The 13,152-nt window shown below is 63.2% G+C and carries 12 protein-coding genes; 5 read left to right on the top strand and 7 right to left on the bottom strand.

Annotated elements, in window-relative coordinates; all coding sequences use genetic code 11:
* Nucleotides 1–27: 27 nt before the first annotated feature.
* The gene (locus AB5Y94_RS19030; RefSeq protein WP_005299558.1) at nt 28–786 is read left to right on the top strand and encodes a DeoR/GlpR family transcriptional regulator; all 759 of its coding nucleotides are present in this window, start codon (nt 28–30) and stop codon (nt 784–786) included.
* A gap of 79 nt (nt 787–865) precedes the next feature.
* On the opposite strand, the gene AB5Y94_RS19025 is transcribed toward AB5Y94_RS19030, so the two are convergent.
* The gene (locus AB5Y94_RS19025; RefSeq protein WP_162852035.1) at nt 866–1,003 is read right to left on the bottom strand and encodes a hypothetical protein; all 138 of its coding nucleotides are present in this window, start codon (nt 1,001–1,003) and stop codon (nt 866–868) included.
* 104 nt (nt 1,004–1,107) lie between these two features.
* On the opposite strand from AB5Y94_RS19025, the gene glpD reads away from it, so the two are divergent.
* The 4 genes from glpD to tyrA all read left to right on the top strand — a co-directional run bounded on the left by glpD (nt 1,108) and on the right by tyrA (nt 6,425).
* Nucleotides 1,108–2,595 carry a glycerol-3-phosphate dehydrogenase gene (gene glpD, locus AB5Y94_RS19020; protein ID WP_024942196.1) on the top strand — a complete coding sequence of 496 codons (1,488 nt, stop codon included), beginning with the start codon at nt 1,108–1,110 and terminating at the stop codon, nt 2,593–2,595.
* A gap of 99 nt (nt 2,596–2,694) precedes the next feature.
* Nucleotides 2,695–3,774, top strand: coding sequence for a glycerophosphodiester phosphodiesterase (gene glpQ, locus AB5Y94_RS19015; RefSeq protein ID WP_017781730.1), 1,080 nt, complete (start codon nt 2,695–2,697; stop codon nt 3,772–3,774).
* Between the two features lie 319 nt (nt 3,775–4,093).
* Entirely contained in the window at nt 4,094–5,167 is a 1,074-nt protein-coding gene (locus AB5Y94_RS19010; RefSeq protein WP_017779394.1) for a 3-deoxy-7-phosphoheptulonate synthase, read from the top strand.
* Nucleotides 5,168–5,285: 118 nt separating this feature from the next.
* The gene (gene tyrA / locus AB5Y94_RS19005) at nt 5,286–6,425 is read left to right on the top strand and encodes a bifunctional chorismate mutase/prephenate dehydrogenase (RefSeq protein WP_206865417.1); all 1,140 of its coding nucleotides are present in this window, start codon (nt 5,286–5,288) and stop codon (nt 6,423–6,425) included.
* Between the two features lie 70 nt (nt 6,426–6,495).
* On the opposite strand, the gene hdfR is transcribed toward tyrA, so the two are convergent.
* From hdfR to AB5Y94_RS18975, 6 genes are all read right to left on the bottom strand, one after another.
* Nucleotides 6,496–7,371 (bottom strand): HTH-type transcriptional regulator HdfR, encoded by an 876-nt coding sequence (gene hdfR / locus AB5Y94_RS19000; RefSeq protein WP_005299567.1) that lies wholly within the window; start codon nt 7,369–7,371, stop codon nt 6,496–6,498.
* A complete protein-coding gene (locus AB5Y94_RS18995) occupies nt 7,371–7,727 on the bottom strand; it encodes a DUF413 domain-containing protein (protein ID WP_010634377.1) in 357 nt (118 codons plus the stop codon). The genes hdfR and AB5Y94_RS18995 overlap by 1 nt, the downstream gene beginning before the upstream one ends.
* Nucleotides 7,728–8,029: 302 nt before the next feature.
* The gene (gene eco, locus AB5Y94_RS18990) at nt 8,030–8,512 is read right to left on the bottom strand and encodes a serine protease inhibitor ecotin (RefSeq protein WP_005299572.1); all 483 of its coding nucleotides are present in this window, start codon (nt 8,510–8,512) and stop codon (nt 8,030–8,032) included.
* Between the two features lie 230 nt (nt 8,513–8,742).
* Nucleotides 8,743–9,300, bottom strand: coding sequence for a DUF1566 domain-containing protein (locus tag AB5Y94_RS18985; protein ID WP_268038444.1), 558 nt, complete (start codon nt 9,298–9,300; stop codon nt 8,743–8,745).
* Complete coding sequence (locus AB5Y94_RS18980; protein ID WP_368206310.1) at nt 9,297–10,670, bottom strand: DUF1566 domain-containing protein; 1,374 nt, start codon at nt 10,668–10,670, stop codon at nt 9,297–9,299. Before AB5Y94_RS18980 ends, AB5Y94_RS18985 begins: the two co-directional genes overlap by 4 nt.
* Before the next feature lie 58 nt (nt 10,671–10,728).
* Nucleotides 10,729–13,143, bottom strand: a complete 2,415-nt coding sequence (locus AB5Y94_RS18975) for a proprotein convertase P-domain-containing protein (RefSeq protein ID WP_368206309.1) — start codon at nt 13,141–13,143, stop codon at nt 10,729–10,731.
* Nucleotides 13,144–13,152: the final 9 nt, after the last annotated feature.

Here is a 13,152-nt window from a genome sequence, read left to right as displayed (position 1 = left end):
TTTTCGTCTCATCATCGGAGTTCAAGCGTGAAGCAAACCCAACGACATCTGGAGATCCTGGACGTCCTGACGCGGCAGGGCTTTGTCTCGACCGAGGATCTGGTGACCCATTTTGACGTCAGCCCCCAGACCATTCGCCGGGATCTCAACGATCTTGCCGAGCAGAACAAGATCCGGCGCCACCATGGCGGGGCCTCCCTGCATTCGAGTACCGTCAACACCGCCTACAGCGCCCGCAAGGTGATGCAGCTCAAGGAGAAAGAGCGCATCGCCCGGGAAGTGGCCGCCAACATCCCCGACGGCTCGTCGCTGTTCATCGACATCGGCACCACCACCGAAGCCATCGCCCGCGCCCTGCTCGATCACCGCGAGCTGCGCGTGGTCACCAACAACCTCAACGTGGCCAGCATCCTCACCGCCAAGGATGACTTCACCGTCATCATCGCCGGCGGCGAAATTCGCAACCGGGACGGCGGCATCGTGGGGGAGGCGACCCGCGACTTCATCGGCCAGTTTCGGATGGACTACGGCGTCATCGGCATCTCTGGCATCGACAGCGACGGCTCACTGCTCGATTTTGACTACCATGAGGTGAAGATCGCCCAGGCCATCATCGCCCACTCCCGCCAGGTGTTCCTGGCCGCCGACCACACCAAGTTCGGCCGCAACGCCATGGTCAACCTCGGCAACCTCAGCCAGATCCACGCCCTGTTCACCGATCAGGAGCCGCCGGAGAAGCTGATGCGGCTGATGTCCCAGCATCAGATCGAGTGTCACATCTGCTGAGTCGCCGTTAATCCGCTCCAGCATCAGGCCGCCATCGGGCGGCCGCTTCGTTTTCAGCTTTCCGCCTTTCTGCTCGCCTTCATCCCACTGCCGATGCCGCGCTGATCACCCCAAAAAGCGCGAACTCGCTCACAGCCTTGCCCCCGTTTTCCCCATGCCCTGCCGCTTTATCACCGACCGGCAGCATTTTTAGCATTGCCAAAACAATCGCGATCACATTTTCTCCATAAAATGTTCGTTTATCATTTTTTCATGCTCTAATATGAGCGAAATCAAACATTGCGACGGTTTCGCAAGATCAAAATAAGAAAGTAGGTGAACATGAGCGAACATTATGATCTGGTCGTCGTCGGCGGCGGCATCAACGGCGTCGGCATCGCGGCCGATGCGGCGGGGCGTGGGCTGAAGGTTGCGCTGTTTGAAGCGCAGGATCTCGCCTCTGCCACCTCTTCCAACTCCAGCAAGCTGATCCACGGCGGCCTGCGCTATCTCGAACACTACGAATTCCGGCTGGTGAAAGAGGCGCTGGCGGAGCGGGAAGTGCTGCTCGGCATGGCCCCTCACATCGCTCGCCCCATGCGTTTTCGCCTGCCCCATCGCCCGCACCTGCGTCCGGCCTGGATGATCCGCGCCGGCCTCTTCCTCTATGACAACCTGGCCAAGCGCGACAAGCTCAAAGGCAGCTGCGGCGTGCGCTTCCTGCCGCAGGACGGTCTCACCGCCGGCATCAGCAAGGGGTTCGAGTACTCGGACGCCTGGGTCGACGACGCCCGCCTGGTGGTGCTCAACGCCATGATGGCGCGCGACAAGGGCGCCGACGTGCAGACCCGCACCCGCTGCGTCAAGGCGGTGCGCGGCTCCAAACACTGGACCCTGACTCTGGAGCGGGAAGGGGGCGAGCAGTTCAACGTCACCTGCCGTGGTCTGGTCAATGCGGCCGGCCCCTGGGTCAAGACCTTCTATGACGAGAGCCTGCACGAGAAATCCCCGCGCGGCATTCGCCTCATCAAGGGCAGCCACATGATAGTGCCGCGCATCCACGAGCGCGAAGAGGCCTATATCCTGCAAAACGAGGACAACCGCATCGTCTTCGTCATCCCTTATCAGCAGGACTACTCGCTGATTGGCACCACTGACGTGGAGCACAAAGGCAGCCCGCGCGAAGCCAAGATCAGCGACGCCGAGATCAACTACCTGTGCAAGGTGGTCAACGCCCACTTCACCCGCCAGATCGCCCCCAAAGACGTGATCTGGACCTACGCCGGGGTGCGCCCGCTGTGCGATGACGAATCCGACTCGCCGCAGGCGGTGACCCGCGACTACACGCTGGAGCTCAGTGGCGAATCCGATGGCGCGCCGCTGTTGTCGGTGTTCGGCGGCAAGCTCACCACCTACCGCAAGCTGGCTCAGGCTGCCTGCAACAAGCTCAAACCCTGGTTCAGCCAGATGGGGGATGACTGGACCGCCAACAGCCGGTTGCCCGGTGGCGAGTTCGACTGCTCGGTGCGCGAACTGGCGCGCGCCTTTGCGCTGGAGTTCGACTGGCTCGATGATCGCAGCGCCCTGCGCATTGCCGAGGCCTATGGCGCCCATGCCCGCCTCTGGCTCAAGGAGCCCCGTGGTCAGCATTTTGGTGCCGGTCTGTACGAAGCCGAGGTGCGCTACCTTATCGAGCGGGAATGGGCCTGCACCCTGGAAGACATCCTGTGGCGCCGCAGCAAGCTGGGGCTGCGCCTCTCCGACGCCGAGCAGCAACAACTGGCTGCCTGGCTCAGCGAACACCATCACGCCCTGCCAAAAGCGAGCTGATCCCCTGCGGGCGGCCTCGGCCGCCCGCCGTAAAACTGCAATAAACCTCTGTTATAACAATAACCTACATCCCATAAACAATAACAAAGAGCACCGCGCATGAAAAAACATACTCGCTCCCTGATTGCCCTTGGTCTGGGGGCTGCCCTGGCATTGCCCGCGCTGGCCGCCGATGAAGGCAAAATCGTGATCGCTCATCGGGGCGCCTCCGGCTACCTGCCCGAGCACACCCTGGAGTCCAAGGCATTGGCCTACGGCATGGGGGCCGACTATCTGGAGCAGGATCTGGTGATGACCAAGGATGACCAGCTGGTGGTGATGCACGATCACTTCCTCGATGGCATCACGGACGTGGCCGAGCGCTTCCCCGGCCGGGCTCGCCCGGATGGTCGCTACTATGTGGTGGATTTCACCCTGGACGAGGTGCGCTCCCTGCGCATGACCGAGCCGTTCCAGCTGGTGGACGGCAAGCAGGTGCCCGTCTATCCGGCCCGCTTCCCGCTGTGGAAGTCCAGCTTCAAGATCCACACCTTCCAGGAAGAGATCGAGATGATCCAGGGGCTCAACAAGAGCACCGGCAAGAACATCGGCATCTACCCGGAGATCAAGGCCCCCTGGCTGTTCCGCCATGAAGGCAAGGACATCTCCAAGGCGGTGCTCAAGGTGCTGAAGGAGTACGGCTACACCAGCAAGAACGACAAGGTCTATCTGCAGTGTTTCGATACCAACGAGCTCAAGCGCATCAACAGCGAGCTGATGCCCGCCATGGGGATGGACTTGAAGCTGGTGCAGCTGATGGCCGAGACCGACTGGAACGAGACCATGGTCTACGATGCCAAGGGCAAGGCGACCCCCTACAACTATGACTGGATGTTCAAGCCGGGCGCCATGAAGGAGATCGCCGCTTACGCCGAGGGGATCGGCCCCTGGAAGCCGATGATAGTGCCGGAGCCAGGTACTCTGGGCAAGCCGACCTTCACCGGCATGGTGAAAGAGGCCCATGCGGCCGGCCTCAAGGTGCATCCCTATACTTTCCGTCAGGATGAGGGCCAGATCCCGGCCTACGCGAAAGACTTCACCGATCTCCTGAACATCTTCCTCTATCAGGCCGATGTGGATGGCGTGTTCAGCGACTTCCCCGACAAGGCGGTCGAGGTGATCAAGGCGCACGGCAAATAATAAAAGAAGAGCAACACGGGAATGCAAGCGGGGCCAGGTGCCCCGCTTTTTTATGTCTGCTGGCAAGGGAAACCAGTAAGGATGTAATTATATGTTTACGATTTTGGTGTTTTGAGCACATGGCGAGCACTACTTTCTGGCCGAAAGGGTCTTTTTTGTGGTCATTTATCCATCTGTCAGCGAATAAGTCCGCTAGTTTCACTTGATTGTTTGTTTTTAATTGGTAAGGTGGGGGCGGTTGCGTAACAAAGTGCTGACTTGTGTAAACAAAACTGAACGGTCGGCGCAGTTGGCTTGAAACAGTAGAGAGAATGAGAAAATGCAAAGAGACCCCCTCAACAACATCCATATCCAGTCCGAACAAGTGATGATCACGCCTGCCCAGCTCAAGGAGAAACTGCCCATCTCCGATCGCGCGCTGGCATTCGTGCAAGGGGCCCGCAATACCATCGCCGACATCATCCACCGTCGTGATCACCGTCTGCTGGTGATCTGTGGTCCCTGCTCCATCCACGACATGGACGCCGCCAAAGAGTACGCAACCAGACTCAAAGCGCTGCATGACGCCTATCAGGACACTCTCTACATTGTCATGCGGGTCTACTTTGAGAAGCCACGCACCACGGTCGGCTGGAAGGGCTTCATCAACGACCCGAACCTGGATGGCACCTTCGACGTGGAGCTGGGGCTGCACCGGGCCCGCGAGCTGCTCTGCTGGCTGGCCGAGCTGGAGCTGCCGCTGGCCACCGAGGCGCTCGACCCCATCAGCCCGCAATACCTGGCGGAGCTCTTCTCCTGGTCGGCTATCGGTGCCCGCACCACGGAATCCCAGACCCACAGGGAGATGGCGTCCGGTCTCTCCATGCCGGTTGGCTTCAAGAACGGCACCGACGGCAACCTGGGCACCGCCATCAATGCGCTGCAGGCGGCCTCCAGCCCTCATGCCTTCATGGGGATCAACCAGCAAGGCCAGGTCGCACTGCTGCAGACCCAGGGCAACCCGGATGGTCACGTGATCCTGCGCGGCGGCAAGCACCCGAACTACGATTCGGTCAATGTGTCGCTGGCGGAAGAGGCGCTGGAAAAAGCGGGCCTGCTGCCCGGCCTGGTGGTGGATTGCAGCCACGGCAACTCCAGCAAGGATCACCGCCTGCAGCCCAAGGTGGCTGACAACGTGATCCATCAGATTGAGGAGGGCAACCGCTCCATCATAGGGGTGATGCTCGAATCCAACCTGTTCGAGGGCAACCAGTCCAGCGAGCAGCCCAAGTGCGAGATGCGCTACGGCGTCTCCATCACCGATGCCTGCATCGACTGGGAGACCACGGACGCGCTGCTGGCCCGTTGCCACAGCCAGCTGGCGGCGCCACTTTTGGCCAGAACCAAGGCATAAGCCGTGGTATCTTGTCATCATTGACTGAACAATCGAGGTGTCACCGGCCGAGGCGGTGGCACCTCGTTGCCTCTTGAATCACAGGGCGTCGCTGCGGGCGGCGCCGCAGGGACCGGATATGGCTGAAGAGTTGAATGCCCTAAGGGACAAAATCGACGCGGTGGACAAGCAGCTGATTGATCTGCTGGCTGCCCGTCTCGCCCTGGTGGGGGAAGTGGGGGAAGTGAAGAGCCGGCACGGCCTGCCCATCTATGCACCGGATCGGGAGGCGAGCATGCTGGCCCGTCGCCGCGCCGAGGCCGAGGCTCTGGGAGTGCCGGGGGATCTCATCGAAGACGTGCTGCGCCGGGTGATGCGCGAGTCCTATATCCTGGAGTCCGCCAGCGACAAGGAGCACCACTTCAAGTGCATGAAGCCTGACCTTGGCAAGGTGGTGATCATAGGTGGTCAGGGGCAGCTCGGCCGCCTGTTCGGCAACCTGTTCAGCCTCTCGGGCTACCGGGTCGAGACCCTGGGTCAGGCCGACTGGCCGCGCGCCGACGAGATCCTGCAGGGCGCCGGGTTGGTGATGGTGGCGGTGCCCATCGACGTCACCTGCCAGGTGATCGACCGGCTCGGCAACCTGCCGGCGGACTGTCTGCTGGTGGATGTGACCAGCGTCAAGGGCGAACCGCTCGAGCATATGCTGGCGGTGCACAAGGGGCCGGTGCTGGGCCTGCACCCCATGTTCGGGCCGGACGTGGCGAGCCTCGCCAAGCAGGTGATCGTCTGCTGTCAGGGGCGCGACAACGATGCCAGCCAGTGGCTGCTGGAGCAGATGACCATCTGGGGCGCGCGTTTGCAGCAGGTGGAGGCCAGGGCCCACGACGAGGCGATGACCTTTATCCAGGCGCTGCGCCACTTTGCCACTTTCGCCTATGGCTGGCATCTTTCCCGCGAGCAGGCCAACCTCGACCGGCTGCTTGCCTTAAGCTCCCCCATCTACCGGCTGGAGCTGGCCATGGTGGGACGGCTGTTCGCCCAGGATCCGCACCTCTACGCCGACATCATACTGTCGTCGCCGCAGAATCTGGCGATGATCCGCCGCTACTACCAGAACTTCGGCGAGGCGCTGGGGCTGCTGGAGCGGGGAGACAGGGAGGGCTTCATCGAGGCCTTCAGCCAGGTTTCGGGCTTCTTTGGCGAGCGGGCGGACGAGTTCCTGCGCGAGAGTCGCACCCTGTTGGCCCAGGCCAACGATCGTCGTCATCACGGCTGACGATGACCAAAAGCAAAAGGGGCCGACAGGCCCCTTTTGCTTTTGCATGCCAGCGCGCGTTGCGCTGCCTCTATTCCGGCTGTGGCAAGCGCAGATCGGCGCCATCCCAGCCCAGCGGCAGGGTCAGCAGCTGATCGATCAGCTCCCGGCGATCGGACTTTTCCAGATAGGCGAGGTAGAGCGGACGGCTCAAGGCCTGGGCGCCTTCCACCAGGTGCAGGCGCCCCTGCTCCAGGAAGGGGCTTACCATGCGCCTTGGCAGGTAGGCCGCACCACCGTTGGCCAGCACGAACTGCAGCGCCATGTTGGCGGAGCTCGAGTGCAGCACCGGGGTCTTTTGCAGGCTCTGCAGCCGGCTGGGCTGTGGCTCAAAGCTGGTGCCCCAATCCAGATGAATGTGCGGCATCTGCATCAGGCTGTCGGCGTTGGCCGCGCCATCCCGGCTCACCAGCTCGAACACCAGCTCACCGATGGGGTGCAGGGCAATCTCGTCGATCTTGGTCGGCTCGGAGAGCAGGGCGAGATCGAGGGAGCGCTCCAGCAGCTGGCGGCACAGGTGCTCGCGGGAGGCGGTCTCGAGCCGCACCGCAAGACCGGGGGCCAGGGCATAGACATGGTTGAGCCAGTCGTTGAAGTCGAGCTCCCAGAACACCGCGGGGGCGCCGATGGCGAGCTGCTGGCTGAAACCGGGGGAGAGGGCCACATCCTGCTTGGCGCGGCCAAGGGTATGCAAGATGGCGTCTGCGTAGGGCAGCAGACGCTCACCGGAGGCGGTCAGGCGGATGTTGTTGCGATGGCGGGCAAACAGACTGACCCCGAGCTGCTGTTCGAGCTGGCGGATCCGAAAGCTCACCGCCGACTGGGTCAGGTAGAGATTTTCAGCAGCCCGGCCGAAGTGCCGGGTCTTGCTGACCTCGATAAAGGTCCGAAGCAGTTCGGTATCCATTAATCGATGGACTCGTCGCTACCGCTGCCACCCTCAAAACCGCCGCCACTCGCTTCCTCGTTGGCACCGCCAGCGACGGTGCACAGACGGTGCACGCGCTTGGGACCGATCACCTTCAGATACTTGAACCACACCTTGGCGTGGGGGTTGTTGCCGGCGGCGCCGGACTTGACCTGCTCGATGAAGGCGCTTTCCACGTCATCGCGCGCGGCCAGGTTGCCCTGATAGAGCGCCAGCATGGCGGTACCGTATTTTTCCAGACTGTCCGCTTCGGCCACAGTGAATTCGCCACTGCGACGCAGGCCACGGGGAAAATGTTTGAAGTCGTTGAAACGCTTGTCTGATTCGAAGCTCATAGTGCTCTTTTTCTGGTTAGTTTGACCTTTGCGGGCAAGTATCATCAGGCCGTCGCAGAGTGCAAAATCAATTTTTTCACTATATTGATAAATCTCTTTCATCGAAAGTGATTTGCCGCGGATCCATGGGCCCGGGTCGGCTGAAAAGGGCAAAAAAGTGAGAAAAAAAGCGGAGTTATGTCAGGTTCTGTAAAGGTTGGCGGGGTGGGAAACAGCACAATTTGTTACAAATAAAGCGCCATTCGGCGCTCTATTTGATGTCATTTATGAACCAAAGCGGGAGGTTTGGTCTCGGTAGAGACTCACTCGATCATGGCTGGCTGAGCCAGGGTATCGGCACGCCACAGACGGTAGCGCACTTCATACTCCTGCGGTACGTAGAGCACGAACGGCAGCTTGGAGTTGTAGTTCACAAAGAAGCCCTGACCGTAGATCTGGACGAAGGTCTCTTTCTTCTGGCCATCCGGGCAGGCCATCAGGGTGCTGATGGGATCGGACACCTTGCCGAGCATCAGGTAGTTGTAGCCCCAGCCTTTGACGCTGTGCTGTTCCAGGTTGCCGGCAAAGCGCGGCACATTGCAATCGACCATCATTTTCTTGCCGACCTGCAGCTCGACCATCATGTCGGCTTCGTTCTCGACTTCCGGCAGGCGGATCACCACACGTTCCTGGTTCACTTCGGCGGCCGGGAACATGCTGATATCAAATTTTTTCGGTTCGGCGGCGAAGGCATGGCCGCCCAGCAACAAGGCGCCCAGCAGGCTAAAACGCAATACGGTTTTCATCTGTACCTCATGGGGTTGGTTCAACGCCGCTAGACTAACCGCTCTGCCCGTTTCATGCCAGCGATCTGCTACGTAAAAACTGCGTAAAATGATGCAGATCCGGCACACAATGACGTCTTCTGGCTATTTTCTGACAGGGTGCAGATCCGCCGAACGACAGGCCGGGCCGCAAACGCGGGTGGCCAGCCGGGATCCTGTGTTCATCGGGATCCCCTGGCCACCCGACTTCATCAGCGCACCAGCAGCACCTGCTTGGCCCAGGCGCCGGGGGCTCGCATGCCGACGGCGCCGCTGGTGATATCCAGGTAGGCGACCCCCTTGCTGGCTGGCACCGGGGTGGAGGACCAGAGGTAGACGTAACCGTCGTTCACCTCTTTGCCGTCACCGGCCATGGCGCGGGGGAAGATGGTTTCGTTGAGCGCCGGTTTGTAGCAGGCGGACTCCAGCACGCTGGCCAGCTCCTTGATGGTGGGCAGGCGCCAGCCGCCGTGGCCGCCGAAGTTGTACAGCGCATGGCTCGGTTCGGTGCGGATCCGCTCGGCGGTCAGCAGGGCCTGCTGCCAGTAAAGCCGGGTCGGCTCGCCTTGGCAGCTCTGGTTGCGCCAGGTCTGGCCGAGCTGGCAGCGCATCCAGGTCAGGCCGGTGGAGCGATCCGTGACGGTGCCGTTGTCGCGATCGATGAAGCGGGCGGTGGGGCTGGTTCTGGGCATGTTGTCATCACAGATGGCGGTGGCCAGGGCGAGGGGACTGCCAAGGGTCAGCAGCAGGGTCAACATCAAGCGGTTCATCGGGTTACCTCCGCCACCAGTCGCAGTTGCAGACCGTTGGCATCATCGCTGTTTTGAACTGTGGTTGCGTAGTCGGTGCCGGCGTCATCGCCAAGGAAGATGTGGGCGATGGCGCTGATGGGGGCGCTCTCCAGCCGGCGCGAAGGGGTCAAGGTCTGGCTCCAGTAGTAGCCGCTGAAATCCTTGCTGGTGGTGCCGACATCGGGGAAGTAGCGCACGTCCATGCTCACCGGCTGGTCGTCCTGGCGGGAGAGGGAGCCGTAGTGCTGCAGGCTCATCAGCTCGCGCGAGTGGGGCATGCGCCAGTGAGTGATGCCGCACAGCTGCTGGGCGTTGAGCCACTGGCGGTACTGCTCCGTGGTGCAGATGGCCTCGCCATCCGGGCAGGCGTAGTCCAGCTCCTGCTGGGTGGGGTGATAGTCGTCAAGCTCCCAGGCGAAGGTGCGGTGCAGATCGCGCGGGCTGGCGGGATCATCGAGCTTCTTCTCCCAGACCAGACCGGTGTTGAGATCTTCCACACACTCCCAGACGGGGGCGTCATCGGCCAGCGGCTGCCCCTTGCCGTCGAGCTTGCGATAGCGCAGCGGCGCCTTGTTGAGGCTGGCCTCCTGCCCCGGGTGGTCGGCGGGTTCCTGGGTGAGCAGGTAGTCGACCCCGTCCGTGTAGGTGGTGACGCCACTGCCGGTGATCAGTGGATGGGAGTGCTGTTGCAGCAGCCGGGCGCGGACGTCTGCCTGCTGGCTGGCCAGCTCGCCGTGCAGGGCAAAGTGGCCAGCCAGCTCGGGCAGCAGGCTGCCGATGGCAGGCCACACCAGCATATGCAGGGTGGCGGTGGAGAAGCCCTCCTGGGCCTTCAGATCGGTCTCGACGACCGCCTGCAGCAGCTGGCCCAGCGCCAGGTTGAAGTCGCTCAGCCGGGAGAGGGCGGCCAGATCCTGACCCGGTTGCAGCGGCGCCAGCGCACTCAACAGCTCGCCGAGGGCTTGCCTCGGGGGCTGCCCCTCGGCGATGCGGTATTGCAGCAGGGTGCTGAGCGGGCTGGGGGTCAGGTGCTGATCATCGAGCCGGGCGGCGGGATGCAGCAGCACGGGGGCGGCCGGGTTGCTTGGCAAGAACAGCAAGGTGCTGGTCAACAGGGCCGGGGCGCTGCCGCTCAGCCGGTGAGTACCGGCCGCGCCGCTGACACTGGGCTCCCCTGCATCACAAGATGCATTCTGGTTGAGGTTGACGCACAGGGTGCCGGCTTCGGGCAGGGTCACGGTCAGGCTGTAGTCGGGGACCGCCAGCGGCGCCTCGTCCGAGCCGCCACCGCCACAGGCGGTGAGCAGGGGGGCCAGCAGGCAGGCCAGGCGGGAGTAATGTGGTGTCATCTCTAGTCCTTGGGGAGGGGGCCTTGGCCCCCTCTTCTTATATATGGATGGGGTGGATTCAGGTGCGCTGGCGCAGGCGGCGCCAGAGGGCCAGCGGCAGCAACCAGAGCAGGTTGGCTGCCCCGCCGCCGCTGCCGTCATCCACCTGGAAGTGGATGATGCCGTCATCGGGTGGAGTGACCGGCTTGCTGCACTGGGCGCCGGTGCGCTGGCTGATGCTCCAGCCGTTGATGCGGCCCCGATTGCCGGGCTTGCTGTCCACTATCTCCAGGGTCCAGCGACCGGCCAGCGGCTCGCCTTCCAGTGCGCTGAAGGGCTGCAGGGGCAGCAGCTCGGTGGGGAAGACCCCCTTGAGGCGTGGCTGCGGGCTGTAGCCCTTGTCCCAGATCTGGATGCGGGTGCCGGAGGGGGAGTTGAGCCAGATTTCCAGCTCATCGAGCGCCGGGTGTTGCAGATCCAGGTTCAGCTGCAGCCGATCGCTCACCCTGGCCTCGCTGCTTTCAAGCAGCAGGCTGGTTTCACTGAGACCACGCACCTCGTCGCTCATGGCATCGCTCAAGGTCAGCGGCTGGCCGCTGGCACGGCTGACGATGGGGGCGCCGATGGGCAGGGTCAGCGACTGCTGCCACTGGCGCTCGGTCGGGCTGGTGCCGCTCATGGTCAGGCTCACCGGCAGCGCCACCTCGTCGCCACAGGCGAGCGGGCTCTGGGCCAGCAGGCGCAGGGTGGTGGTCATGCTGGCACCCGCCGCGAGGGTCGCCGGTTGCCAGCTGTAAGGATCGGCCTGCAGCCCGCTTGGCAGCTGGAGGGCCAGCTCGTTCAGGGTCACCGGCGCCTTGCCCTGGTTGGTGAGGGTCAGCTGCACCGACTGGCGCTGCCCCAGCTCGATGACGCTACCATCACCCAGGCCCACATTGACTGGTGCCTGCAGCAGGCCGTGCTGGCGAAACGCCTGCTCCAGCAGCCTGGCATAGGGGCGGGCCGGGTAGAGGCGGGCGGCGGTATCCACAGTGATGCGGGCCAGCTGCGGCATGCGGATGGCCGGACCGAGACCGAAGTGGGACTCGATGATCAGGCGATCAAACTCGTCCCGCGCCCCTTCGCCCTGCTCGGCGACTGCGGCCAGCAGCGCCTGGAACAGCGGGGTGCCCCACAGCTGGTCGCCATTGCTGCCGTTGATGGTGCGGTGGGCCGGGTAGTTGTAATCCGGGTGGTAGCGGGCGCGCAGATCGTCCAGCTGACGCGGGGTGCGGTCGGTGAAGCGAGCATCCCAGTTGAACACCATGGCGGGCTCGAACTGGCGGCCGGCTTCGCTGCGCTGGCGGTGGCTGGCGGCCAGGTAGTCGCTGAAGCCCTCACCGATGGCGCCCCAGTCCGCCTCGTCCCCCAGATCCGGCACTATGTGATGCTGCACCGCGTGGCCGAACTCGTGCCAGATCACCATGGGGTCCTCGGCATCGGGCACGCCGCTGCGACCCAGCTCCAGCCGGCGCTCGAACGGATCGTAGAGGGAGTTGTCCTGATAGCCGGCCTCGGTGTCGATGTCGAGCGCCCCCGGGATGAGATCGACAAAGCCGAGGCGCTTGAGGTGGCGCTGGGCCAGATCCAGGTGGTAGTAGGCGTTGATGTCGGCAAAGCCGCGATCATCGCGGGTCAGGCGAAACCCCTGCGGGCTGTCGGCGCTGAAGGGGGCGGTATTCGGCTCCATCGCATCCACCACCCTAGCGTGGGGGCCGCTCAGCAGATAGCGTCCGCCCGCCAGGGTGACCGGCAACGGCACCCTGTCCTGATAGGCGGCGTCCGCCAGTTGCAGGGCTTCGTGCCAGACCAGACCGGCGTCGCGCAGCTGGGTGCGGGGATCTGGATCGAATACCCGAGCCTCCAGCAGGGTGTCGCCGGCGTCGGCAACGCGGCTGGCCTGGGTGGTGGCCGCATCCATCCAGCGGCCGAGTTCGCGGCTGCCGTCACAGCTGGCGAACAGCTGCACCTGGCTGGCCTTGGCGTTGCCCGCCTGATGCTCGCGTATCCGCTGGCGCAGGGCCGGCACCAGGGTGTCGCCGTCGCGCCAGTACCAGGCCTCGACCGGACCAAGGGTGTCGATCTCGCTGCCGCCATCGCGCAGCTGTTCCAGCAGGGGATCCAGATTGCCGGCGGCGTCGCAGCCGGGTTCGCGGCTATCCAGCGGCCGGCTGTTGTGATAGATGCGCCAGGGCTTGCCTGTTTGATCGACGCTGACGGCGGCCTGAATGGTGGCCACCGGCAGACCGTTGACCAGCTGGCGGAAGCTGTAGTGATGGCCGAGTAGACTGGCCCGCTCGTAGTCGGGGGCCAGGCTCACACCCAGGCGCTGTTCTAGCCAGAGCTTTGGCGTGGTGGTCAGCGGTTGTTCATCGACAAACTGCAGCTCGGCCGCCAGCAGTGGCTGGGAGAGCAGGGTTGCCGCCAGCCAGAGGGCCAGGGAAGAGGGTTTCATGGTTTACTC

The organism is Aeromonas sp. s5 (assembly GCF_040907865.1).
GTDB lineage: Bacteria > Pseudomonadota > Gammaproteobacteria > Enterobacterales > Aeromonadaceae > Aeromonas > Aeromonas dhakensis.
The sequence above is the reverse complement of the archived record's forward strand: the minus strand, read 5'-3'. Positions and strand labels throughout refer to the sequence as shown.